Below are 24,034 nucleotides of genomic sequence, written 5' to 3' on the forward strand. Positions count from 1 at the left end.
AAGGGATGCCATATTCCCGATGGGCAACGGACTGATCACGACCGCCGGGCCGCTCACTGCGGGCTGCAGAGATCCTGGAAGCGCTGGCTCGTCTCCTTGAACGAGTCGCCGAGCGCGGTCAGCTCGTCGAGCTTGGACACGTCGCCCTCGACGATGCTCTGCATGACCTCGGCGGTCTTCGCGAACATCTGCTGCAGATCGGGGAGGATCGCGGCCACGTCGTCGTTGGTGACCTGGTCCGCGGCGGCCGAGATCTTGTCGGCTGCCGACTTCATGGCTTCGACGACGGCGGCGGGATCATCGCTCGCAGCGTTGCCGAATTCCTTCGTCGCGTCGGTGATGGTGTCCTGGATGAGCGCGCACGCGTCGGCGACGGACTGCCCCTCATCGCCCGCGGCGTCGGAGGCGGCCGGGGAGGAGTCGGCGTTCGAATCGGGCGACGCCGTGCAGGCGGTCAGGCCGAGCAAAGCGACGGCGGCGATGGTGAGTGCGGCGATGCGGCGATTCATGGGATCCTCCGCGCTCAGCCTAGGCGACATGGCGTTTGTAACAAGTTTGTAAATGCTCTGTGCAAATTGCTCCGCACCCTTGCGCAATGTTTGTTCGTAAGGTCTACTAACAAACATGTCTGCATCGGAAGTGCAGCGCGGCTCTTCCACCATCGAGTCGCCGCACACCCCCTCGGGAGCCGCGAACGGCGGCGCGTTCGGCCCCGGTCGCGCCCTCCGCCACGGCGGAAAGGTGCTGCCGGAGCACGCCCGCGGCCACAATCGCTCCCTCGTGCTGCAGACCCTCTTCCACCAGGGCGAGATGAGCCGCGCCGACCTCTCGCGCGAGACAGGCCTCACGCGGGTGACGATCTCCGACCTCGTCGCCGAGCTGATCGCCGACGGGTTCGTCGCCGAGATGGGCGTCCGCGAGGCATCCGGCCCCGGCAAGCCCGCCATGCTCGTCGATCTCGACCGCGCCGGCCACCGGATCGTGGGCATCGACCTCTCGGGCAGCGAGGAGTTCATCGGCGCCGTCCTGACCCTCGACGGCGACATCGTCGCGCGGCGCAACGTCCCCATCCCCGCCGGAGCCGACGACGTCGTGGCCGCGGTCGTCGCGCTCGCCGCCGACCTCGTCGCCGACTCGCATGCGCCGGTGCTCGGGATCGGCGTCGGCACGCCGGGCGTCGTGGACGACCACGGCGTCATCCTCACCGCCCCCAACTTCGGCTGGGCGGGCTTCGATCTCGAGAGCGCACTGCGCGAGGCCCTGGGCCTGCCGGTGCTCGTCGCGAACGACGCGAACGCCGCCGTCCTCGCGGAGTACACCTTCGGGGGCGCGGGCGACGATGTGCTGCTCGTCAAGGTCGGCCGCGGTGTCGGCTCCGGCCTCCTCGCGTCCGGTCAGCCCATGCGCGGCGCGCACTTCGGCGCCGGCGAGATCGGCCACGTCACGGTCGGCACCGACGGCGGCCCGGTCTGCGTGTGCGGCAAGGTCGGATGCCTCGAGGCCTGGCTGGCCGTCCCCGCGCTCACCGCTCGGCTGGCCGAGGCATCCACCTCCGATCGCAAGGGAATCCTCCGCGATGCAGGTGAACGCCTCGGAATCGCCCTCGCGCCCGTCGTGGGCGTGCTCGACGTGTCGGAGATCGTGCTCTCCGGCCCCACCGAACTTCTCGACGGCCCTCTCGCGGAAGCGATCGTCGAGACCCTCCGCGCACGAACGCTCGCCGAGTTCCACGACGGCGTCCGCGTGCGGATGACGGAGCAAGGCCAGGACATCGTCCTGCGCGGAGCGGCCGTCATGGTCCTGTCGGGACAGCTCGGGGTGTCGTAGCCCCGGGTCGTCCTGCGGACCCTCATCCAACAACCCCCCGGATGGGTCACCCGGCCCACCCGAACCACCAAGAGAGAACGAAAAAGGAAGACACCATGAAGAAGACGCTCGGAGCGGTGGCGCTCCTCGGCGCCTCGGCGCTCATCCTCGCCGGCTGCTCGACTTCTGGAGGCGATGCAGGCTCCACGGACGGCAAGGGCGCGGAGGTTCGCGTCTGGCTCGTCGGCACGGACACGCCGCAGGACGCTCGTGACTACCTCAAGAAGACGTTCGAGGACGAGAACCCTGGCTCGACCCTGGTCATCGAAGAGCAGCAGTGGACCGGCCTCGTCGACAAGCTCACCACGAGCCTGTCGTCGAACGACAGCCCCGACGTGGTCGAGATGGGCAACACGCAGGCGCCCGCCTTCACCTCGAGCGGCGCGCTCCTGAGCCTCGAGGACATCAAGGAGAAGCTCGGCGGCAAGGACCTGCTCCCCGGCTTCGTCGAGGCCGGCTCGTGGGACGGCAAGCTGTACGCCGCGCCGTACTACTCGGGCGCTCGCGTCGTGTTCTACAACACCTCGATGTACGACCAGGCCGGCGTCACGGTTCCCACGACGCTCGACCAGTACGTCACGAACGGCACCACCCTCGCGGCCGCGCTGCCGGGCGTCTCGGGTGTCTACTTCCCCGGCAAGGACTGGTACAACGCCCTTCCCTTCATCTGGGAGAACGGCGGCGAGATTGCCGTCAAGGACGGCGACAAGTGGGACGCGCAGCTCTCCAGCGACAAGTCGGTCAAGGGCCTCGAGCAGGTGCAGACCCTCATGACGCAGGCGTCGCTCGCCCCCAAGGACGGCGACGAGGCGAACGGCTGGGTGCCCTTCCGCACCGAGCAGGCCGCGACCTACTCGGCGCCGAGCTGGGCCTACTGGTCGATCGTCGCCGATGAGGACAAGAAGCCGACGGCCGTCGCCGACACGACCGGCTACTTCGCCCTTCCCGGCATGAAGGAAGGCAGCACCGCGCAGGTGTTCGCGGGCGGCTCGAACGTGGGCATCTCGGCCAAGTCGAAGAACCCCGACCTGGCCAAGAGCGCGCTCGAGATCATGCTGAGCGACGACTACCAGACGATCCTCGCGAAGGCCGGCCTCGTGCCCGCCCTCACCTCGCTCGGCGACCAGGTCGCCGCCGCGACGCCCGAGCTCGCCAAGGTGATCGCCGCGGCCGCCGCCAACGCCAAGCTCACCCCGGCGTCCCCGAACTGGGCCGACGTCGAGGCGCAGGGCATCATGCAGGACCTGTTCGTCAACATCGCGAACGGCGGCGACGTGAAGTCGCTCGCGCAGGACGCCGACAAGCAGATCGAGTCCATCCTCAACGGCTGATGCCGTCACGACGGGGCGCCCTGCGTGCGGGGCGCCCCGTCCCATGTCCGCCGGACGTGAAGTCCGACAGAATCCTTGAGAGGAGGCGAGTCATGTCGACCATCTCCCTGCCCGAGCGCACCTCGAGTGCGGCCGCGCCGTCCGATCCCGAGCCGACGAAGAAGGGCCGCCCGTTCCCCTGGGGACCCCTCGCCCTGCTGACACCCGCGCTCATCATGCTCGTCGTGTTCATCGGCTGGCCGCTCGTCCAGCTCGTGATCATGTCGTTCCAGAAGTTCGGGCGCGCGCAGATCTTCGGCGCCCCGCCCGAGTTCGTGGGCCTCGACAACTACGCCAAGGTCCTCACCGACCCCGAGTTCTGGGCCGTCCTCGGCCGCAGCATCGCACTGTGCATCGTGAGCGTCGTCGCCACGATGGTCCTCGGCGTCCTGATCGCCGTCATGCTCACCAAGCTCGGCGCAGTCATGCGCACCGCCGTCTCGGTCTCGCTGCTGCTCGCGTGGGCCATGCCGGCCCTGACCGCGACGATCGTGTGGGGCTGGATCTTCGACACCCAGTACGGCCTCGTCAACTGGGTGCTCACGCAGGTCACGGGCGAGAACTGGATGGGCCACAGCTGGCTCATCGACCCGACGAGCTTCTACGCCGTCGCGGCCATCATCATCACGTGGGGCGCGATCCCGTTCGTCGTCTTCAGCACCTACGCGGGCCTGACGCAGGTGCCCGGGGAGGTCCTCGAGGCGTCGGAGCTCGACGGGGCCGGCGGCTTCGCCCGCTTCCGCCTCATCGTGCTGCCCTACATCCGCTCGATCCTCATGGTGCTGCTCGTCCTGCAGGTGATGTGGGACCTCCGGGTCTTCGCCCAGATCTACGCCCTGCAGTCGATCGGCGGGGTCCGCGAGAAGACGAACACGATCGGCGTCTACATCTACAGCGTCTCCATGGCCTCCGGGGATCTCGGCGCCGGCGGCGCGATCTCGGTCATCCTCGTCGTCATCCTGCTCGCCATCTCGGGCTACTGGATCCGCACGATGCTCAAGCAGGACAAGGAGGAGTCATGAACCGTCCTCGGAGTCTCGTCTCCCGCATCTCCCTCAACATCGCTGCGGTCATCGTCATCGTCTGCTCGCTGTTCCCCGTCTACTGGATGGTGAACACGTCGCTGCTGCCGGCCTCGTCCGTCCGCTCGACCCCGCCGCACTGGTGGCCCGATCAGTTCACCCTGAAGAACTACCAGGAGGCGCTGGGCGACCAGGGTCTGATCACGGCGCTGCTCAACTCGCTGGCGGTGACGGGCATCACGGTCGTCGCGGCCCTCGTCTTCGCCTTCCTCGCGGCGGTCGCCGTCTCGCGCTACCGCTTCCGCAGCCGGTCGCTCTTCATCGTCGTGATCCTGGTCATCCAGATGATCCCCGCCGAGGCGATGATCGTGTCCGTCTTCCGCGTGCTCGACGGCTGGTACCTCATCAACACGATCATCGGTCTGAGCTTCGTGTACATCGCGATGGTGCTGCCGTTCACGATCTGGACGCTGCGCGGCTTCGTCGCCGGGGTTCCCGCCGATCTCGAGGAGGCGGCGATGATCGATGGATGCAGTCGCGCCGGCGCGTTCTGGCGCATCACCTTCCCGCTCCTCGCGCCCGGGCTCATCGCGACAGGAGTGTTCGCCTTCATCCAGGCGTGGAACGAGTTCGTCTTCGCCCTCGTCATCATGACCCGCCCCGAGTCGATGACGCTGCCGATCTGGCTGCGTGCGTTCGTGCAGGCGACGAAGGCGACGGACTGGGCTCTCGTCATGGCCGCCTCGACGATCATGGCGGTGCCGGTCATCGTCTTCTTCCTCTTCGTGCAGCACCGCATGTCGAGCGGTCTCGTCGCCGGGGCGGTCAAGGGCTGATGCGCGCGCAGGATGCAGCCGCCTCTCGCCGGGAGGACGGCCGATGAGAGTCGGACTGGACATGGGCGGCACGAAGACCGACGCCGTCGTCGTCGACCCGGCGGGCGCGATCGTCGGCCGCGTGCGGCTCGCGACCGGCTGGGGCGGCGACCAGATCGTGCGCACCGCGGTGGCCGCGGTGCGCGCGGTCGCGACGGATGCCGGCATCGGCCTCGACGACATCGTGTCGGTGGGGATCGGCATCCCCGGGCAGATCGAGCCCGGGACGGGACGCGTCACCCACGCCGTCAATCTCGGCGTCGATGAGCTCGACCTCGCCGACGCCGTGGCGCCGGCGCTCGGCATCCCGGTGCGCGTCGAGAACGACGTCAAGGCGGCGGCGCTCGGTGCGTACGTGCTGCGGGGGAGCGCGCACGGCTTCCACCCTCGCCACGGTTCCATGGCGTACCTCAACCTGGGCACGGGCGTCGCGGCGGGGATCGTCGTCGACGGTGAGCTGTGGCGCGGTGCGCGCGGCACGGCGGGCGAGGTCGGTCACATCTCGGTCGACCCGAACGGCCCCGAATGCCGCTGCGGTCAGCACGGCTGCATCGAGGCGCTCTCGGGCGGCGGCGCCGTCGCCGCGCGGTGGGGCCGCCCCGGCGCGCTTCCCGTCGCCGACGTCTTCGCGGCCGCCGCGGCGGGCGACCCGCACGCCCGCGAACTGCGCGCGGGCGTCGCGCGGGGTGTCGCGGCCGCCGTGCGGGTGCTCGTCCTGACCGCCGACGTCGAGCTCGTCGTACTCGGCGGCGGACTCACCGGACTCGGCGCGGCCCTCACGGGCGACGTCGCCGCCGAGCTCGCGGCGAGTGCCGAGGCATCCCCCTTCATGCGATCCCTGCAGCTGGAGGACCGTGTCGAGGTGCTGCCGGCGGGATCGCCCGCCGCCGCTCTCGGGGCGGCCCTCATCGGCGCCGCGCGCGATCCCGAACCCGAGGAGGTCCTCGCTCATGGCTGAGGTCGTCATCGTCCCCGATGCCGCATCCGCGGGTCGCCTCGTCGCCGACGAGATCGTGCGGCTCGTCCGCGCGAATCCCGCGACGGTCCTCGGCCTCGCGACGGGATCGACGCCGCTCCCCGTCTACGAGGCGCTGCCGGCCCGGCTCGCAGGCCTCGATGTCTCGCGACTGCGCGGCTTCGCGCTCGACGAGTACGTCGGCCTCGACGTCTCGCATCCCGAGTCGTACCGCTCGGTGATCGACCGCGAGGTCGTCGAGCCGCTCGGACTCGACCCCGCCCGCGTGCGGGTGCCCAGCGGAGCCCTCGACGGCATCGAGCACGCCGGCGACGACTACGAGGAGGCCATCCTCGCCGCCGGCGGCATCGACCTGCAGATCCTCGGCATCGGCACCGACGGGCACATCGGCTTCAACGAGCCCGGCTCGTCGTTCGCATCGCTCACGCGCGTCAAGACGCTCACGCAGCAGACCCGCGAAGACAACGCCCGCTTCTTCGACTCGGTCGACGACGTTCCGATGCACTGCATCACGCAGGGACTCGGCACGATCCTCCGCGCCCGGCACCTCGTGCTGCTCGCCTTCGGTGAGGGCAAGGCCGAGGCCGTCGCGGGGGCGGTCGAGGGGCCGGTGACGGCATCCCTCCCCGGCTCGGCGATCCAGCTGCACCCGCACGCGACAGTCGTCGTCGACGAGGCTGCCGCCTCGCGCCTGCGCTTCGCCGACTACTACCGCCACTCCTACGCCCACAAGCCGGCCTGGCAGGGGCTGTAACCGGCCCGTCCTGGATCGGCTGCGCCCGCCCGCCCGTCGACACCCTAGGGTCTCGCCGGAACCATACGGAATGTGCGCGAGCATCCTGTGGTCTCGACGAGACCCTACGGTGTCGCCGGAACCATACGGAATGTGCGCGAGCACCGCCGTCTCGACGAGACCCTAGAGTCTCGCCGGAACCATACGGAATGTGCGTGAGCATCCTGTGGTCTCGGCGAGACCCTAGGGTGTCGACGCGGGGGCGAGGGTCAGCCCGCGGCGGGCGCGTTCCAGAGGAGCGGCAGCAGGAGGTCGCGGCTCAAGGGAGCGAGCGGGAGGGATGCCGCGTCGGCGGCCGTGATCCAGCGGATCTCCTCGATCTCGCCCGAGCGCCCGACCGACGCCGGGTCGACCTCGATGAGGAAGGCGTCGGCCACGACACGATGACCCGGCTCGTTCGCGGCATCGGTCTCGAACCGGCCGAGCGGCGAGAGGTCGTCCTCGTGGATCTGCAGGCCGATCTCCTCGGCGAGTTCCCGCACGAGCGCCGCCGCCGGCGACTCGCCCGCCTCGTGCTTGCCGCCCGGCTGCATGAACGCCGTCGTGCCCGCCTTGCGCACGACGAGCGCCCTGGCTGCACCGTCGGTCACGACGGCCGCGCTGACGACGATCTCACGTGTCACGGCGCGAACACCTTGCCCGGGTTCAGGATGCCGAGCGGGTCGAAGACGCGCGTGATCCGGCGCTGCAGCTCCCACTGGTCGTCGCCGAGCTCGTCGGCCAGCCACCGGCGCTTGAGGACGCCGACGCCGTGCTCTCCCGTCAGGGTGCCGCCGAGGCGCAGCGCGGCGCGGAGGAGGTCGTCCGCGGCATCCCACACCGCCGCGGGCACCTCGATGGTGCCGTCCGGCCCCACCTGACCGTCGAAGACGAAGTTGGGGTGCAGGTTGCCGTCGCCGGCGTGCGCGACGGTGGGGATCGCCATCCCGTGCTCGCGCTCGACGCGGGCGATCTCGTCGAACATCGCCGGGAGCGCGCTGCGTGGCACCGAGACGTCCTCGATGAGGGTCGTGCCGAGCGTCTCCATGGCGGGATGCATCGCGCGGCGGATCGCGAGCAGCCGCTCGCCCTCGTCTCGGTCGTGCGTGACGGCGACCGTGCCGCCGGTCGCGCGCAGCACGGCGGCGATCGCGTCGGCTTCGGCGTCGGCCGCAGGCCCGTCGGTCTGGATGGTCAGCTGGGCCGCTCCGGGCGTCGGCGGGTCGAGGTGCAGCAGAGCGTGGACGGCGCGGAGGGAGGCGGCATCCATCAGCTCCATGATCGCGGGCTGCGCACCGGATGCCGTGACGGCGGCGGATGCCTCGGCCGCGGTCCGCACGTCGCCGAACGTCGCCGCGATCGTGCAGGTCGTCCCCGGCACGAGCCGGCGGAGCTTCAGGGTCGCGCCGACGACGACTCCCAGGGTGCCCTCCGACCCGATGACGAGCGACGTGAGGTCGAGCCCCGTGACGCCCTTGACCGTGCGGTGGCCGAGCTGCAGCAGGCGGCCGTCGGCGAGGACGAGGTCGATGCCGAGCACCGCATCGCGCACGACGCCGTACTTGGCGCAGAGGAGGCCGCCGGCGCCGGTCGCGATGTTGCCGCCCACGGTCGAGATCGCCCGGCTCGCAGGGTCGGGGGCCCACCATAGGCCGTGCTCGGCGAGCGCGGCGTTGAGGTCGGCGTTGAGGATGCCCGGCTCGACGACGGCGAGGAGATCGTCGGGACGCACCTCGAGGATGCGGTCCATGCGGCGCACCGACAGGGCGATCTCGCCCGCGCCCGCGTTGGCGCCGCCCGCGAGACCGGTGCCCGCACCGCGCGTGACGACGGGCGTCCGCGTCTCGGTGGCGATGCGGAGCGTCTGCTGCACGTCGGCGACGCAGGTGGCGTGCACCACGGCGAGGGGGAGACCGGATGCCGCGTGCCCCGACTTGTCGGCGCGCGCGTCGAGCAGTGCCGCCTCCGATGTGTCGACGCGCTCGCCGAGCGTCGCGCGCAGGCGCGCGACGACGTCGGGAGCGTCGGTCACGCGAACCGGCGCCGGCCCGCGAGGACGCCGACCGTCACCGCGACGATGCCGAACCCGAGACCGATCCACGGCTGGCCCATGCTCCACCATGCCATCGTCGCGGAGGCGTAGACGAGCAGCTCGACGACGGCGCGCACGAAGGGGTGCACGGCGAAGACGGCGCGGGGTGACACGAAGAGCGCCCACACGAGGATGGCGAGGACCGGAGCCCCGATGCCGACCACGATGTTCCAGGGGAAGGACCAGAAGAGGAAGCCCCAGATGGCGAGCGAGGCGAAGGCGAAGAGCTCGCAGATGAAGGCCAGGATGTCGAGACCCGACAGCGGCGCACCCGTTCCCGGCTCAGGTTCGGCGGGCTTCGCGGGGCGGACGTTGGGGGTGTCGGACATGACCTCCAGTCTAAGCCGCGGGCGTCTCCGGGCTTGTCGGGGCGACCTCGGGCGTGAAGTCCGGAAGCGTGCCCGAGACCCCCAGCGAGCTCGGGCTCTCGACGGTGCTGCCTTTGCCCTTGCCGTTTCCGCCCGCGTTGCCGTTCGTCCCGCTCTTGCCGTTGGTGGTGCCGGTGCTGTCGGCGGCCCCGTTGCCGGAGTTGCCGTTGGCCTTGCCGTTGCCTGTCGCAGCGGTCGTGCCGTTGCCCGGAGCGTCGGCGCTGCCCTTGGTCGCGCTGCTGGAAGAGCTTCCCGACGTCGCATCGGGGCTGCTGCTCTGCCCGTTCGCGGCGCCGTTGGCGTTGCCGTTGGTCGCGCCGCCGGTGTGCCCGTTGGTCGCGCCGTTCGCGTTCCCGTTGGTCGCGCCGTTCGCGTTCCCGTTGGTCGCGCCGTTGGCGTTCCCATTGGTCGCGCCGTTGGCGTTGCCGTTGGTTGCGCCCCCGGTGTGCCCGTTGGTCGCGCCGTTGGAGTTCCCGTTGGTCGCGCCGTTCGCGTTGCCGTTGGTCGCGCCGTTCGCGTTGCCGTTGGCGTTCGTCGTTCCGCTGCCCTCGACGGCTCCCGTGCCCTGGCCCGGCTGCGCGGACATCGTGGCGAGAACGGGGGCGAGGTCGGCGAGGTCCGACAGGTGCAGGACGAGGGGCGCGCCGGTCGCATCGCCCACGCGGTACCGCAGCTGCACGCGCGCGTCGCTGTTGACCTGGCCGAAGGTCGGCCGGAACGAGAACGACGCCGTGCCGGCGGCATCCATCCCCCCACCGGAGGCGATCGCCCCGTTGAGGAGGAGTTCGACGGTCGCGCCCGGTTCCCCGCCGACGGTCACGGAGAAGACCGGCTGCGTCCCCTCGAAGGAGACGCTCGACCCGACCAGGCTCGGGGTGCCCGCCGGCAGCGCCGCCGTCGCCGCGCTCGAGGCGGCGTCGGACGTGCCCTGGCCGGCCGCCGGCACGGAGCCGGCGTGAGCGTGGCCCGCGCTTCCGTCGGGGGCGGAGGACGTGTCGTCGAGGGCGGGTGCCGCCGTGTCGTCGGCGAGTGCCGTGCTGTCGTCGGTGAGTGCGGCCGCCGCCGTCGTGATCGCCGGGAAGGCTGAGGCCAGAAGCTCGGGACCCGCGATCGAGGCGGTGACGGCGGATCCGACCAGCACGGCCGCGGCGGTCGTCACGCCGATGAGTGCGCCGATGCTTCCGAAGATGCCGCCCGCGCCGGCGACCGCGGCGGCTGTCCCGACGCTCACGGCGCCGAGGCTCGCGGTGCCGGCGAGACCGCCCGCGACGGCTGCGGAGGTGCCCACTGCCGCCGATCCGCCGACCGCCGCCGATCCGCCGACCGCCGCGGTTCCGCCCGCGGCGGTGGCACCCGCGCCCGCTGTCGCGGCGCCGCTGGCCGAGGCGCCGGCGCCCGCGGAGGCGCCGCCGGCCGAAGCTCCGGTGCCCGAAGTGAGGGTCGTCGGCACGACGGGGTTCTGTCCGGCCGCGAGGGCGACGGCGGGGGCGCTGCCGCCCTGGAGCGTCGCGAGGTACGCGGCCGAGCCGGTGATGCCGAGGGTGAGGGGGAGCAGCACGAGCGCGAGGCGGCTCGAGACCTCCTTCGCCTCCGCGGCCACGATCGTGCAGCGGGTGCAGTCCGCGAGGTGAGCGTCGACCTTGCGCTGGTCGCGCCGCGAGAGGTTCTCGCGCGAGTGCGCGCCGAGGTGCTCGATCGTCCACTGGCACTCCGAGCCGTCGGCGACCGACTGCAGGTGGGCCTGGATCCAGGCTTCGCGCAGCCCTTCCCGGGCGCGGAAGGCCAGCTGGGCGACGGCGGTGGCGGTCATCCCGAGCAGCGGTGCCACCTCGGAGGGCTTCATCTGCTCGATCTCGGTGTACCAGAGCACCTCCTGCCAGCGCGTCGGGAGGCTGCGGAATGCGCGGTGCGTGAGGCTGCGGTCGAGCGCCGCCTCGGTGGCCGCCTCGCTCGTGCTCGGGTCCTCGACCTCGAGCCCGTCGATGGCGGTCTCGCGACCCCCGCGGCTCCAGGCGGCGGCGGTGTTGCGGATGCTCGTGAAGAGATATGCCCGGAAGGAGCCGGTGGGCCCGCCACCGCGCAGGATGGACTGGTAGATGCGGGCGTACGCCTCCTGCACGAGGTCGTCGGCGTCGTGTGCCGAGGTGACCGAGCGAGCGACGGACATGCCCGACCGGTAGTGGCGGAACCACAGTTCGCCGAAGGCGCGGCTGTCTCCCGAGCGCGTGCGCAGCACGAGATCGGAGTCGGCGGTGTCTCCGAGACCGACGGCGGCGTCGCCGTGGCTGTCGATGGTGGTCACGAGTTCTCCGGGTCTTTCCGGGGTCCGGATCTGCCCGCGTCGCTGCCGACGATCCCCCCGCGTCCCCTCTATTGTCCGTCCTTTCCGGGCCCTCGCGCTACGCGCACGGAATTCGCAGAACTTTTTTCCAGAAACCGCGTCATAGACCATCGGCTCCCGCATCTCATCATCAGGAGATATTGCCCGCTCCTCTTCCGAGATACCCGCGGGCACGACGACTCGAGGAACGGAACGCCTCTGGTCGCCGCGGGACACGAAGAGCGCTCGGGGGAGGGCTTCTCCTATCCCGAGCTCTTCCGGGAACAGCGGCCGTTGCACCTTGGGGATGCAACGGCCGCACCCGTCTCCGGTGGGCGCCGTGAGCCCCCCCTACGGCGCCTCCGGAGCCGGGGACGGGTCCGCCTGTGTCCCTGGCGCGGGGCCCGTGAGGGCGAGCGCGGCCCTCAGGCCGGTGCGACCGCGTCCCCGCCCGCCCACACGCCGGCGACGACGAGGTCGCCGGTCAGCAGCACGGCGTCGGCGGCCATGCCGCCGGCGAGGCCGCCGAGATCGTGCCGGCCGATCGCGCGTGCCGGCACGCGGGTGAGCGCTACGACGGCGTCGGTGAGGGCGACGCCCGACGCGACGGCGAGGCGGAGGGCGGCATCCTGCGTCAGTGTCGACCCCGCGATCGCGCCGCCTCCCGAGAGCCGCGCCACGCCGTCGACGACGTCGACCGCGAGGGGACCCAGCTCGTAGCGCCCGTCGGCGGCGCCCGCCGCCGCCATCGCGTCGGTCACGAGGGCGACGCGTCCCGGAGCCGCGGCGAACGCGATGCGCACGATCTCGGGCGCGAGATGGACGCCGTCCGCGATCACCTCGATCGTGACGCGAGGGTCGGATGCGGCGGCTCCGATCGGTCCGGGGGCGCGATGATGCAGCCCCGGCATGGCGTTGAAGGCGTGCGTGAGGATCGTCGCGCCGGCGTCGAAAGCGGCCCGCGCCGTGTCTGCATCGGCGTCGGTGTGCCCGACGGCGGCGGCCGCGCCCGCGGCGACGACCGCGCGGATCGCGTGGAGCCCGCCGGCCAACTCGGGGGCGATCGTGACCTGGCGCACCGTCCCGCGGCCGGCCGCGAGCAGCCGCTCGACGGCGGCGGGCTCGGGCGCGCGGAGGAGCGACGGGTCGTGCGCGCCCTTGTGACCCGGGTCGAGGAACGGCCCCTCGAGGTGCGAGCCGAGGATGTCGGCATCCGTCTCGACGAGGTCGGCGACCATCGCCGCGCGGCGCTCGAGGGTCTCGAGCGGGGCGGTCACGAGCGACACCACCGCGCGCGTCGTGCCGTGGGCGCGGTGGAGGGCTCGTGCCGAGCGGATGGCGTCAGGTCCGTCGTCGTACGAGAAGCCCCCGCCGCCGTGCCCGTGCAGGTCGATGAAGCCGGGCGTGAGGATCGCGCCGTGACCCGCGACGGCGCGCCCGTCGACCGCGGTGGCGGCATCCGGTATCTCGTCGCCCGTGCCCCGGGCGGCGACGCGTCCGCCGTCGAACAGCACCCAGGCGTCCTCGACGATGCGCTCGTCGTCGACGAGCCGCACGGAGTGGAGGAGTGTCCTCATTCGACGACCCAGGGGATCTCGGTCGAGGCGTGGAAGCCGATGCCGAGGCTCGTCCACAGTGGGGCGAGCGCGCCGACCCGCTCGCGGAAGGACGTCCACGTGCGCAGCTCGCTCGTTCCCGTCGCCGGCGACCACGCGGCTTCCGCGGCGGCGGCGAGGCGGGGAAACGCCAGTGCGTCGATGTCGGAGAGATCGCGGACCGTCTCGGTCCAGAGCGGAGCCTCGACGCCCAGGATGTCGGATTCGTCGATCCCGGCGATGATGTCGGACGGCTCCCACGAGTACGCGGCCTCGACGCTCGTCGGGCCGTTCGCCCAGGCGAGGCCGAGCGCCGTGCTCTCGTCGTACTTCATGTCGAGGTAGACGGCATCGGCGGGCGAGAGGATCAGCCGCGACCCGTTCGCGACGAACGCGCGGGCCTGGTCGTCCATGCCGTCGAGCGGGGTCGTATAGCCCCAGTACTGGCCGATCGTGCCGGGGTCGAGCCCGGGCGCCGAGCCGGCCTCATGCCACGCGATCGGCGTCTTGCCGAGGTCGGCGACGATGCCCGTGACCCGTTCCATGAAGACGGCGAAGTCGTCGGGGTCTGTTCCGAGCGACTCGTCGCCGCCCACGTGCAGGTACGGGCCGGGGGTGAGCCGCGCCAGCTCGCCGAAGACGTCGGCGACGAACTCGTACGTGCGCTCGTCGTCGATCTTGAGCGAGGAGAACCCCACCGCGAGGCCCTGGTACAGCTCGCCCGGGGTGGGGACGCCACCGCCGAACTCGGCGATGACCCGCTCGATCTCGTCCGACATGACGGGAGGCTCGGCGAGCTCCGGATAGGCGACCCCCACGGCGTGCGTGTGCCCCGGCATGTCGATCTCGGGCACGACGATGAGGTGACGGGATGCCGCATACGCGACGATCTCGCGGTAGTCGTCGGTCGTGTAGTACCCGCCGGGGTCGCCGCCGATCGACGACCCCGACGCGAGCTCGGTGAGCTCGGGGCGGGAGGCGAGCTGGATGCGCCAGCCCTGGTCGTCGCTCAGGTGAAGATGCAGCGCGTTGATCTTGAGTCCGGCAGCCCGGTCGATGTAGGCCTTGACCGTCTCGACGGGCTGGAAGTGCCGCGCGACGTCGAGCATGACGCCGCGATAGGCGAAGCGCGGCCGGTCGGTGATCGTCACCGCCGGCACGGTCCACTCGCCGCCCGCTCGCCTCACGAGCTGGCCGAGCGTCTGGATGCCGTAGAAGAGCCCGGCGGCGTCGGCTCCGACGACGGCGACACCGGCGTCATCCACCGTGAGCCGGTACGACTCCGGTTCGCCCGCCTCGATCCGCAGGGCGACCTCGCCCTCGTCCGCGACCTGCAGCGTGACCCCCGTGCGCGCCTCGAGGAGCGCAGCGAGGGCGGTCGCGGCATCCACGTCTCCCGTGATCCGAATGCCGGCGCTCACCGCGAACGGACCGGACGAGCCCGACTCGATCGAGGAGGGGGCGGGCACGACAGCGGGCAGCGACACGGGGTCTCCTGTAAGGACGCCTAACAAATAGCTCGTCATTCAGCCTATCGGAATCGCGCTGAGGTGCCCGGCTCGCCATCCGATATGCTCGGGATGTCGCGACTGGCGTTGAGGTGGTCCACCACCGGGGAGCGACCGACAACGGCATTCGACCGCACGCCTGGGCCAATGTGAATCCCGGCACCGGTGTGCCGCATCCCGAAAGCCGTTCGTCAAGGAGATCGCCATGACCGATCAGTTCTTCAACGCCCCTCTCGCCGAGGTCGACCCCGAGATCGCGCAGGTGCTCGAGCGCGAGCTGGAGCGGCAGCGCGGATTCCTCGAGATGATCGCCTCCGAGAACTTCGTGCCCGTCTCGGTGCTGCAGTCGCAGGGCTCGGTGCTCACGAACAAGTACGCCGAGGGCTACCCCGGTCGTCGCTACTACGGCGGCTGCGAAGAGGTCGACGTCGCCGAGGAGCTCGCCATCGAGCGCGCCAAGGCGCTGTTCGGCTCCAAGTTCGCGAACGTCCAGCCGCACTCGGGTGCCACCGCGAACGCGGCCGTGCTGCACGCGATCGCACGCCCCGGCGACACGCTGCTCGGTCTGTCGCTCGACCAGGGCGGCCACCTGACGCACGGCATGAAGATCAACTTCTCGGGCCGGCTCTACAACATCGTCGCCTACGGCGTCGACCCGGAGACCTCGGTCATCGACATGGACGAGGTGCACCGCCTCGCCGTCGAGCACAAGCCGAAGGTCATCATCGCGGGCTGGTCGGCGTACCCGCGACAGCTCGACTTCGAGCGCTTCCGCGCGATCGCCGACGAGGTCGGCGCGTACCTGTGGGTCGACATGGCGCACTTCGCCGGTCTCGTCGCCGCCGGGGTGCACCCCTCGCCCGTGCCGCACGCGCACGTCGTCTCGTCGACGGTCCACAAGACGATCGGCGGCCCCCGCTCGGGCTTCATCCTCACGAACGACGAGGACCTCGCGAAGAAGATCAACACCGCCGTCTTCCCCGGCCAGCAGGGCGGTCCGCTCATGCACGTCATCGCGGCGAAGGCGACGGCGTTCAAGCTCGCCGCGACGCCCGAGTTCAAGGAGCGCCAGGAGCGCGTGCTGCGCGGCGCGCACATCATCGCCGAGCGCCTGTCCCAGGCCGACGTCGCGGGCGCCGGCATCTCGGTCCGCTCGGGCGGCACCGACGTGCACCTCGTGCTCGTCGACCTGCGCAACGCCGAGATCGACGGCAAGCAGGCCGAGGACCTCCTGCACGAGATCCACATCACGGTCAACCGCAACGCGGTGCCGAACGACCCGCGCCCGCCGATGGTGACGTCGGGCCTGCGCATCGGCACGCCGGCGCTCGCGACGCGCGGATTCGGCGACGCCGAGTTCACCGAGGTCGCTGACGTCATCGCCCTCGCGCTGCAGCCCGGCGCCGACGTCGAGGCGCTCCGCGCGCGCGTCGCCGCCCTGACGGCGGCGTTCCCGCTCTACCCGGGTCTGCAGCAGTAGCGCCCCGTTGGTTCGCGCCGACCATGGCATCCGCACCGACCGAGGGTTTAGCCCCCGTTTCGCCGCGCATGCCATGGTTCGGCAAGAAGGCCGGTCCGGCCGAAGACTGAGGAGACAGACGTGACGGCACAGAAGCTCGACGGGCGCGCGGCGGCGGCCGAGATCAAGGCCGAGCTGCGCGAGCGCGTCGCGGCGTTGAAGCAGCGGGACATCACGCCCGGCATCGCGACGGTGCTCGTCGGCGCCGATCCCGCGTCGCAGCTGTACGTCGGGATGAAGCACCGGGAGTCCGAGGCGATCGGGATGAACTCGATCCAGCGCGAGCTGCCGGCCGATGCGACGCAGGCGGACGTCGAGGCGCTGATCGACGAGCTGAACGCCGATCCGGACTGCCACGGCTACATCGTGCAGCTCCCGCTGCCCAAGCACCTCGACACCGACGCGATCCTCGAGCGCATCGATCCCGCGAAGGACGCCGACGGCCTGCACCCGACCAACCTCGGCCGGCTCGTGCTGAACGTCAACTCGCCCATCTCGACGCCGCTGCCCTGCACGCCGCGCGGCGTCATCGAGCTGCTCGTCCGCAACGGGTACGAGCTCGCGGGCAAGCACGTCGTCGTCGTCGGTCGCGGGGTCACGATCGGCCGGTCGATCGGCTTGCTGCTGACGCGCCGCGAGTACAACGCGACGGTCACGCTGACCCACACCGGCACGGTCGACCTCGGCTCGCACCTCCGCGAGGCGGACGTCATCGTCGCCGCCGCGGGTGTCAAGCACATCGTCTCGGCCGCCGACGTGAAGCCCGGCGCCGCCGTGCTCGACGTCGGCGTGACACGCGAGACCGACCCCGAGACGGGCAAGAACGTCGTCTACGGGGATGTCGCGCCCGACGTGGCCGAGGTGGCCGGTTGGCTCTCACCCAACCCCGGCGGGGTGGGGCCGATGACGGTCGCGCTCCTCATGACGAACGTCGTCGAGGCTGCGGAGCGCGCCGCCGGGCTCTGACCGCCCGGGGGCGCTACGCGAGCGCCTTCGCCTTGAGCGACTCGAACTCGGCCTGCGTGATCGCACCCGAGTCGAGCAGCGACTTGGCCGACGCGATCTGCTCGGTGGCCGACGAGGCTGAACCGGTGGGCCTCGCGACGGATTGGATGTATTCGGCCTGTGCCGCCTGCATCGCCCTCGCCTGCTCGAGCTGGCGCTGCTGCATCCCGCCGCCGCGTGCGATGAGGTAGACGAGGATGCCGAGCCACGGCACGAGGATCACGAAGATCACCCAGAGGGTCTTCGCCCCGCCGCCCAGGTCGCTGCTGCGGAAGATGTCGCCGAAGACCCAGAACAGGCACATGAACCAGGCGAAGAAGAGGAAGAACTCGAACAGGGCGAGCAGGAACGACCCATTGTCGTTGAACATGTCGATTCCAATCGGTAGCGAGAGCCGGGTGATTCTCGGAGGCTAGCAGCGTCCTGTCAACTTCCCGGGACCTGCGATGCAATGATGGCCGGGGCGCCGCCGCGGCGCCATCACAAGGCCGGAATCCGGAGGGGCGTGCCATGGCACTACTGGGTCGCAGAGAAGACCGTCAGGAGCGGCGCGAGGAGCGCCGTGGAGGCGGCGACGACAACGAGATCTTCCAGATGCGCGAGAAGCTCGTGTCGATCGGGGACGACTACTGGATCGAGACCAACCGCGGTCGACGCGCCTTCAAGGTCGACGGCAAGGTCGCCCGCATCCGCGACACGCTGATCATCCGCGATCTCGCGGGCAACGAGGTGGCCAAGGTGCAGGAGCGCAAGGTCGCGATCCGCGACACAATGTCGATCGAGCGTCCGGGGCACCCCGACGCCACGATCAAGAAGGCCCTCATCAACCCGCTCCGCGAGCGCTTCACGCTGAGCGCCGACGACATCGGCGAGATCGACATCCAGGGCAACATCGTCGACCACGAGTACCGGTTCGAGCGAGGCGGTGCGAAGGTCGCCGAGGTCTCCAAGCGCTGGCTGCGCCTTCGCGACACGTACGGCGTCGAGATCGCCCCCGGTCAGGACATCGCGCTGATCCTCGCCGCGACCGTGGCCCTCGACCAGATGTCGCACTGACCGGTCGGCGGTGAGCCGGCGGCGCGTCGCTGCGCGAACGCCGGCCGTGGCATCCTTCGGTCATGGCTCTCTCGAGGATCAGTGTCGTCATCCCGCCCATGGGTCCGTGGAGGGATCAGGCGGAGTGGTACCGGTGGGCCGAGGACATCGGATACGACGTCGCCTACACGTACGACCACCTCACCCACCGAACGGCCGTGGACCTGTGGCTGGGGGAGGCGTTCACGACGCTGACGGCGGCCGCGGCATCCACTCGGCGCATCCGCCTGGGAACGCTCGTCGCTTCCGCGGTCTTCCGCCGGCCCGTCGCGCTCGCCCGCGTCGCGATGACGGTGCAGGACATCTCGGCCGGTCGTCTCGTGCTCGGCCTGGGCCTCGGCGCGCCGGACTGCGAGGTCGCTGACCGCGGGGCGCACAGCTCGATGCGGGCGATGGCGGATCGGTTCACCGACGTCGTGCACGGGTATCTGGCCGCGATCGGCGGCGCGACCGAGTGGCAGGGCGCGACGCTGTCGTACTCGGGGCTGCAGTCGACGGCCGCGCCGGAAGGCGTCGCACCGCCGGAGCTGCTCCTCGCGGCGCACGGGCCGCGGGCCCTCTCGCTCGCGGCGCAGTACGCGGACACGTGGAACACCTACGGCGGTCCCGGCTCGACGCAGCTCGACGAGGACGAGTACTGGACGCTGCTCGCCGCGCAGGCCGCGGGGTTCGACGAGCAATGCACGAAGGCGGGCCGGGATCCGGCGGCGGTGCGGCGCTCCGTGCTGCTCGGATTCGGCAGGGTCCGCCCGACGAGCAGCGTGAGCGGATTCATGGATGCCGCCTCCCGCGCGGAAGAGCTCGGCTTCGACGAGCTCGTGGTGTACGCGCCGGCCTCGTCGGCGGGGCTCGGATCCGATCCGTCCGTTCACGAGCGGGCGCTGGCGCGGCTGCGCTGACGAAGGGTCACGAATCGGTATCACCGGCCCCCGTGTCCCACCCCCGGCGCACACTGGAGACATGTGGAGGTTCATCAAGGCCGTCAGGCGGGGTGAGCACCACGTCGCACCGACGACGTGGATCGCTGCCGCTGCCGCCATCGCCTACACGCTCGCGCCCGTCGACCTGATCCCCGAACTGGTCCTCGGACCCCTCGGCTTCGGCGACGACATCGGCGTGTGGGGCATCCTCGCGCTTCTCGTCGCGCGCGAGCATCGGCGTTGGCAGGCGGCACTGCAGACGTAAAGCGCGCTCGGGCGCTGGACCCGCTCTGGCGGTGATTCCGCTCTGGCGGTGATTCCGCCCAGGCGGTGAACCCGCTCGGGCCATGGGATGGCTCGGGGCGCCGGGCGGGGTTCGTGCGCGTCGCCGTCAGGCCGTGAAGCGGGCGAGGAACGCCCGAGTGCGCTCCTCGCGCGGGGCGCCGAACACGTCGGCGGGAGGACCCTGCTCGAGGATGCGGCCGGCGTCGAGGAAGACGACCCGGTCGGCGACATCGCGGGCGAAGGCCATCTCGTGCGTCGCCATGACGATGGTCATGCCGTCGTCCGCGAGCGAGCGCACGAGGTCGAGCACCTCGCCGACGAGCTCGGGGTCGAGGGCCGACGTGATCTCGTCGAGGAGGAGCAGGTCGGGCGAAGTCGCGATGGCCCGCGCGATCGCGACACGCTGCTGCTGACCCCCCGAGAGCCGGTCGGGGTGGGCCTTGGCCTTGTCGGCGAGACCCACGCGCTCGAGGAGAGCGAGGGCCGCGGCATCCGCATCCCTCTTGGAGAGCCGGTGCACGTGCCGCAGCGCGAGCGTGATGTTGCCGAGCACCGTGAGGTGCGGGAAGAGGTTGTACTGCTGGAAGACGACGCCGATGCGGGCGCGCACGACGTCGGAGTCGACGCGCGGATCGCTGATGTCCTCATCGTGCAGGAGGATGCGGCCGTCGTCGATCGGCTCGAGGAGGTTGACCGTGCGCAGGAGCGTCGACTTGCCCGAGCCGCTCGCCCCGATGAGCGCGACGACCTCGCCCTCATCGACCTCGACGTCGATGCCGCGCAGCACGGGGTGGCCGTCGAACGACTTCCAGACGTCCTCGAGACGCAGCACGGGGCTCATACGATGCCGCCGATCTGCTCGCGTGCGCGGACGCGCGCCGTGTACCAGTCGGTCAGGCGGATCGTGGGTATCGCGAGCAGCACGAACAGCAGGCCCGCGACGACGTACGGAGTGAAGTCGAAGAACTTCGCCGTCTCGATCTGCGCCGCGCGGACGGCATCCACCGCTCCGAGGATCGAGATGAGACCGACGTCCTTCTGCAGCGACACGAAGTCGTTCATGAGCGCCGGCGTCACCTTGCGGAACGCCTGCGGCACGACGATGAGGCGCATCGTCTTGGCGTGGCTAAGCCCGAGCGACCGCGCCGCCTGTCGCTGCGACGGGTGCACCGCCTCGATGCCGGCGCGCAGCACCTCGGCGACGTACGCCGAGTAGGTGAGCGTCAGCGCGACGACGCCCCAGAAGGCGAGCGGCAGCCGCACGGGAATGAGACCGAGTCCCGGGATGCCGAATCCGACGATGTACAGCACGATGATGAGCGGCAGCCCGCGGAACAGGTCCGTGTAGCCGGCGGCGAGGGCGCGGAGCGGCAGCCACACCGGTCCTCGGAGCGTCCGCAGCGTCGCGATGAGGAGCCCGAAGATGAGGACGAGCACCGCAGAGATGGCCAGCACCTGGAGGTTGAGCAGGAACCCCTGCCAGATGCGCGGGAACGCCGCGACGGCGACGTCCCCGTCGAAGAACATCTCCTTCACGGCCGCCCACCCGCGGGTGTTGATGACCGTGAGCCACACGATGACGGCGAGCACGAGCGTCGAGACGACGCTGATGACGACAGACCGCGCGCCCTGCCGCTTGCGGAACGCGCGCCGCTCGAGCTCGATCGCGCTGACCGGGCGCGCGACAGCGTCGGAAGGCGGGGCGAGTGTCATCGGGCCAGGCTAGTCGAGGGCATCCCTCGACTGATTCGCGAGGAGAAGAGCCCCCACGTCACTTCAGGAGCGGGGCCGTGTCGTCGCCGCCCAGCCAGGTCGTCGCGAGCTCGTCGAGCGTGCCGTTGTCGCGGAGGGCGTCGACGGCGGCGGTGACCTTCGCCGTGAGGGGGGAGTCCTTCGCGAGCACGAGCCCGAGCTCGTCGCCGCTCGTGCCCTCGGGGTTCGGCAGCTGTCCGACGATGACGCCGTCGGTGAGCTCCGCGCCCGCGATGTAGAACGCCGTCGGCAGGTCGACGACGAGCGCGTCGATCTGGCCGTTCTCGAGCGCGAGCTTCGCGTCGTCGTTCGTGTTGAACGCTTGCGCGCCCTGCGTCGGCTCGATGACGGACTCGATCGTGGCGAAGCTCGTCGTGCCCGTCTGCGCACCGACCAACAGGCCCTTGAGGTCCGCGATCGACGAGGCGTCGGCCGCGGGCGAGTCCTTCGTCGTCACGACGACCTGCGTCGTCTCGTAGTACGGCGAGCTGAAGTCGACGGACTGCTTGCGCTCGTCCGTGATCGAGTACTGCTGCAGGTTGATGTCGAAGTTCTTGGGGCCGGGCGCGATGGCCTCGTCGAAGCCCGTCCGCACCCAGACGACGTCGTCCTTGCTGAAGCCGAGCTGATCGGCGACGGCGTAGGCGACCGCGGACTCGAAGCCCTCGCCGCTCTCCGGCTTGTCGTCGATGACCCACGGGTAGTACGCGGGCTCACCCGTCGCGATCGTGATCTTGCCGGGCGTCACCCAGCCGCTGTCGGCGGCGCCGGCCGTCTCGCCGGTCGAGCCGGCACCGGAGGCGCAGCCGGCGAGGAGGAGTGCGGCGGCGACGCTCGATGCGACGAGGGCGGTGCGCAGGACGGAGCGCGACATGAGGGCCTCCAGGGGTCGGGTGCGGCGCCGTGCTGTCGGCGTCGTCCCATCCTCGCCGGATGCGGCCGTCGAGCGGGCATCGCGCGTCGGTTTGTTACGGGGTTCCGGATGCCGCGGGACTCGGTTCCTCGCGGGGTGGGGTGGGGCGGGCGCGGGGGCGGGGAGGGAGTGCGGCGGGACTCGGGTTCCTCGCGGGGTGGGGCTCGACCCCTCGACAAGCTCGGGGACCGGGGGTGAGTCGGGGACCGGGGCGGGAGTGGGGGGCGGTGCCACGTGGCTGGCGTCCATAGCCCGTGCTCTCGCCGAGCGCCCCCGCTGCGACCAGGGCGAAACACGGGCTCTCGGTGAGAGCACGCGCTCTGGTCGCAGGGATCCTCCGGCCGCAGCCCGCGGGTCAGGGGAGGCGGGCCTCGGCGGCGGCAAGAGCGGCGCGGGCGCCGGCGGTCGGGGCGATCGCCACGAGGCCGCGATACAGCGTCACGAGCGCGTCGACGTCGAGCATCCCCGTGCGGGCACGATCGCAGTGCACCGCCTGAATCGCCGCTTCGAGCTGGAACCGCCCGAGCGGACGGCCGAGAGCCGAGGCGCGAGCGAGCAGAGCGCGGCCCTCGGCGATGAGCTCGGCATCCCATTCCCGCGGATCCTGCTCGTCGAGCGGAGGCCACGGCGCCGCCGCGCGCACCGCGGCGCGGGACTGGGCGAAGGTCAGGAGCGCGGCGAGGCCCCACGCCTCGGGCTCGCCGGGCAGCAGGCTCGCGACGAGCACGGCGAGCCAGCGCGCTTCGTCGGCGATCGACTCGCGCACGGTGTCGCCCTGGTCGAGCCAATCGATCGCGTAGGCGCCGTAGATCGCCTCGAGCACGGCGGGCAGGCGCTCGGGCAGGTCGGCGCGCGACGGCACCGCGAACGGGATCCCCGCGTCCCGGATGCGCCGCTTCGCCCGCACGAGCCGCTGCGCCATCGCGGCCGGCTCGACGCCGAACACGCCTGCGACCTGCGCCGCGTCGAAGCCGAGCACGGTCTGCAGCATGAGGGGCGGACGGATGCCGGGATCGATCGCCGGGTGCGCGCAGGCGAACAGCAGCTCGAGGCGCTTGTCAGGCATGTCGTCGCGTCGCAGGACGGCGGCCGCGGCATCCGTTTCGTCGGAGAGACGGTTCGCGAGAGCGTCGTCGAGCGGCACGCGGGTGCGGTGCGCCGCCGAGCGCAGCTCGTCTCGGAGTCGATTGCGGGCCACGGTGAGAAGCCAGGCGTCGGGATTGCTCGGGATGCCGCTGCCCGGCCACGTCGTCAGTGCACGCTCGAACGCGTCGGACAGGGCGTCCTCAGCGAGCGGGATGTCGTGCGTCGATGCCGCGACGAGGGCGAGCAGGCGGCCGTACGAGTCGCGGGCGGCGCGCTCGGCGACCGCCCGCGGGCTCGTCACGCCGTCGCGGTCCATTCGCCGTCGACGAACCGGACAGCCGTCGGGCGGATCTCGACGGCGCCCCACGCGAGCGAGGGCGCCTTTCCGGCCCACGCGATGGCCTCGTCGAGGTCGGGCACGTCGATGACGAACGTGCCGCCCAGCTGCTCCTTCGTGTCGGCGAACGGTCCGTCCTGCACCCGCAGCGTGCCGTCCGGTGCCGTGAGCGTCGTCGTGACCTGAGACGGCTGAAGCACCTCGGCCGTGGCGAGCACGCCGGCCGCCTGCAGCGCCTTCGCGTAGACGTCGAACTCGCGCATGGCGTCCGCGATGGCGTCGGGGCCGAGATCGTCGGAGGTCATCTCGGGGTAGTGGAGGAGAAGCGTGTAGCGCATGGTGTCATCCCTTTCGAGGT

The 24,034-nt window shown here is 71.2% G+C and carries 24 protein-coding genes; 11 read left to right on the top strand and 13 right to left on the bottom strand.

Going from position 1 to position 24,034, the window contains the following annotated elements; translation table 11 throughout:
* Window positions 1-53 precede the first annotated feature (53 nt).
* Window positions 54-509, bottom strand: a complete 456-nt coding sequence (locus AAIB33_RS01125) for a hypothetical protein (RefSeq protein ID WP_345801732.1) — start codon at window positions 507-509, stop codon at window positions 54-56.
* Window positions 510-624: 115 nt separating this feature from the next.
* Here AAIB33_RS01125 and AAIB33_RS01130 point away from each other — a divergent pair, with 115 nt between their 5' ends.
* The 6 genes from AAIB33_RS01130 (at window position 625) to AAIB33_RS01155 (ending at window position 6,863) form a co-directional block, all read left to right on the top strand.
* Window positions 625-1,827 carry an ROK family transcriptional regulator gene (locus AAIB33_RS01130; RefSeq protein ID WP_345801733.1) on the top strand — a complete coding sequence of 401 codons (1,203 nt, stop codon included), beginning with the start codon at window positions 625-627 and terminating at the stop codon, window positions 1,825-1,827.
* A gap of 95 nt (window positions 1,828-1,922) precedes the next feature.
* Window positions 1,923-3,197, top strand: a complete 1,275-nt coding sequence (locus AAIB33_RS01135) for an extracellular solute-binding protein (RefSeq protein WP_345801734.1) — start codon at window positions 1,923-1,925, stop codon at window positions 3,195-3,197.
* Between the two features lie 92 nt (window positions 3,198-3,289).
* Window positions 3,290-4,258 (top strand): sugar ABC transporter permease, encoded by a 969-nt coding sequence (locus tag AAIB33_RS01140; RefSeq protein WP_345801735.1) that lies wholly within the window; start codon window positions 3,290-3,292, stop codon window positions 4,256-4,258.
* The gene (locus tag AAIB33_RS01145; protein WP_345801736.1) at window positions 4,255-5,094 is read left to right on the top strand and encodes a carbohydrate ABC transporter permease; all 840 of its coding nucleotides are present in this window, start codon (window positions 4,255-4,257) and stop codon (window positions 5,092-5,094) included. Before AAIB33_RS01140 ends, AAIB33_RS01145 begins: the two co-directional genes overlap by 4 nt.
* Before the next feature lie 43 nt (window positions 5,095-5,137).
* A complete protein-coding gene (locus AAIB33_RS01150) occupies window positions 5,138-6,091 on the top strand; it encodes an ROK family protein (RefSeq protein ID WP_345801737.1) in 954 nt (317 codons plus the stop codon).
* On the top strand, window positions 6,084-6,863 hold the full coding sequence (locus tag AAIB33_RS01155) for a glucosamine-6-phosphate deaminase (RefSeq protein ID WP_345801738.1): 780 nt from the start codon (window positions 6,084-6,086) through the stop codon (window positions 6,861-6,863). Before AAIB33_RS01150 ends, AAIB33_RS01155 begins: the two co-directional genes overlap by 8 nt.
* A gap of 248 nt (window positions 6,864-7,111) precedes the next feature.
* Here the strand turns inward: AAIB33_RS01155 and AAIB33_RS01160 are convergent, their stop codons facing one another.
* The 6 genes from AAIB33_RS01160 to AAIB33_RS01185 all read right to left on the bottom strand — a co-directional run bounded on the left by AAIB33_RS01160 (window position 7,112) and on the right by AAIB33_RS01185 (window position 14,743).
* Entirely contained in the window at window positions 7,112-7,525 is a 414-nt protein-coding gene (locus AAIB33_RS01160; RefSeq protein ID WP_345801739.1) for an NUDIX domain-containing protein, read from the bottom strand.
* The gene (locus tag AAIB33_RS01165) at window positions 7,522-8,913 is read right to left on the bottom strand and encodes an FAD-linked oxidase C-terminal domain-containing protein (RefSeq protein WP_345801740.1); all 1,392 of its coding nucleotides are present in this window, start codon (window positions 8,911-8,913) and stop codon (window positions 7,522-7,524) included. The genes AAIB33_RS01160 and AAIB33_RS01165 overlap by 4 nt, the downstream gene beginning before the upstream one ends.
* On the bottom strand, window positions 8,910-9,302 hold the full coding sequence (locus AAIB33_RS01170; protein ID WP_345801741.1) for a YrdB family protein: 393 nt from the start codon (window positions 9,300-9,302) through the stop codon (window positions 8,910-8,912). Before AAIB33_RS01170 ends, AAIB33_RS01165 begins: the two co-directional genes overlap by 4 nt.
* Before the next feature lie 10 nt (window positions 9,303-9,312).
* A complete protein-coding gene (locus AAIB33_RS01175; RefSeq protein WP_345801742.1) occupies window positions 9,313-11,643 on the bottom strand; it encodes a sigma-70 family RNA polymerase sigma factor in 2,331 nt (776 codons plus the stop codon).
* A 443-nt stretch (window positions 11,644-12,086) separates the two neighbouring features.
* Window positions 12,087-13,238: an N-acetylglucosamine-6-phosphate deacetylase gene (gene nagA / locus AAIB33_RS01180; protein WP_345801743.1), complete on the bottom strand. Its 1,152-nt coding sequence runs from the start codon at window positions 13,236-13,238 to the stop codon at window positions 12,087-12,089.
* Window positions 13,235-14,743, bottom strand: coding sequence for a family 20 glycosylhydrolase (locus AAIB33_RS01185; protein WP_345801744.1), 1,509 nt, complete (start codon window positions 14,741-14,743; stop codon window positions 13,235-13,237). Before AAIB33_RS01185 ends, nagA begins: the two co-directional genes overlap by 4 nt.
* 226 nt (window positions 14,744-14,969) lie before the next feature.
* Between AAIB33_RS01185 and glyA the strand changes: the two genes are divergently transcribed.
* A complete protein-coding gene (glyA, locus tag AAIB33_RS01190) occupies window positions 14,970-16,244 on the top strand; it encodes a serine hydroxymethyltransferase (protein ID WP_345801745.1) in 1,275 nt (424 codons plus the stop codon).
* Between the two features lie 120 nt (window positions 16,245-16,364).
* Window positions 16,365-17,249 (top strand): bifunctional methylenetetrahydrofolate dehydrogenase/methenyltetrahydrofolate cyclohydrolase, encoded by an 885-nt coding sequence (locus AAIB33_RS01195; RefSeq protein ID WP_345801746.1) that lies wholly within the window; start codon window positions 16,365-16,367, stop codon window positions 17,247-17,249.
* A 13-nt stretch (window positions 17,250-17,262) separates the two neighbouring features.
* Here the strand turns inward: AAIB33_RS01195 and AAIB33_RS01200 are convergent, their stop codons facing one another.
* On the bottom strand, window positions 17,263-17,658 hold the full coding sequence (locus AAIB33_RS01200; RefSeq protein WP_345801747.1) for an SHOCT domain-containing protein: 396 nt from the start codon (window positions 17,656-17,658) through the stop codon (window positions 17,263-17,265).
* Window positions 17,659-17,798: 140 nt separating this feature from the next.
* Here AAIB33_RS01200 and AAIB33_RS01205 point away from each other — a divergent pair, with 140 nt between their 5' ends.
* The 3 genes from AAIB33_RS01205 to AAIB33_RS01215 all read left to right on the top strand — a co-directional run bounded on the left by AAIB33_RS01205 (window position 17,799) and on the right by AAIB33_RS01215 (window position 19,568).
* Entirely contained in the window at window positions 17,799-18,344 is a 546-nt protein-coding gene (locus tag AAIB33_RS01205) for an LURP-one-related family protein (protein ID WP_345801748.1), read from the top strand.
* 62 nt (window positions 18,345-18,406) lie between these two features.
* A complete protein-coding gene (locus tag AAIB33_RS01210; RefSeq protein WP_345801749.1) occupies window positions 18,407-19,282 on the top strand; it encodes an LLM class flavin-dependent oxidoreductase in 876 nt (291 codons plus the stop codon).
* Between the two features lie 61 nt (window positions 19,283-19,343).
* Window positions 19,344-19,568, top strand: a complete 225-nt coding sequence (locus AAIB33_RS01215; RefSeq protein ID WP_345801750.1) for a DUF1232 domain-containing protein — start codon at window positions 19,344-19,346, stop codon at window positions 19,566-19,568.
* Between the two features lie 126 nt (window positions 19,569-19,694).
* On the opposite strand, the gene AAIB33_RS01220 is transcribed toward AAIB33_RS01215, so the two are convergent.
* The 5 genes from AAIB33_RS01220 to AAIB33_RS01240 form a co-directional block, all read right to left on the bottom strand.
* Window positions 19,695-20,429 (bottom strand): amino acid ABC transporter ATP-binding protein, encoded by a 735-nt coding sequence (locus tag AAIB33_RS01220; protein ID WP_345801751.1) that lies wholly within the window; start codon window positions 20,427-20,429, stop codon window positions 19,695-19,697.
* The gene (locus AAIB33_RS01225; RefSeq protein WP_345801752.1) at window positions 20,426-21,301 is read right to left on the bottom strand and encodes an amino acid ABC transporter permease; all 876 of its coding nucleotides are present in this window, start codon (window positions 21,299-21,301) and stop codon (window positions 20,426-20,428) included. Before AAIB33_RS01225 ends, AAIB33_RS01220 begins: the two co-directional genes overlap by 4 nt.
* Window positions 21,302-21,359: 58 nt before the next feature.
* Complete coding sequence (locus AAIB33_RS01230) at window positions 21,360-22,214, bottom strand: ABC transporter substrate-binding protein (RefSeq protein WP_345801753.1); 855 nt, start codon at window positions 22,212-22,214, stop codon at window positions 21,360-21,362.
* A gap of 394 nt (window positions 22,215-22,608) precedes the next feature.
* Window positions 22,609-23,655, bottom strand: coding sequence for a DUF6596 domain-containing protein (locus AAIB33_RS01235; RefSeq protein ID WP_345801754.1), 1,047 nt, complete (start codon window positions 23,653-23,655; stop codon window positions 22,609-22,611).
* The gene (locus AAIB33_RS01240) at window positions 23,637-24,014 is read right to left on the bottom strand and encodes a YciI family protein (protein WP_345801755.1); all 378 of its coding nucleotides are present in this window, start codon (window positions 24,012-24,014) and stop codon (window positions 23,637-23,639) included. Before AAIB33_RS01240 ends, AAIB33_RS01235 begins: the two co-directional genes overlap by 19 nt.
* Window positions 24,015-24,034: the final 20 nt, after the last annotated feature.

It is taken from the genome of Microbacterium sp. AZCO (assembly GCF_039614715.1).
In the GTDB taxonomy this organism is placed as follows: Bacteria; Actinomycetota; Actinomycetes; order Actinomycetales; family Microbacteriaceae; genus Microbacterium.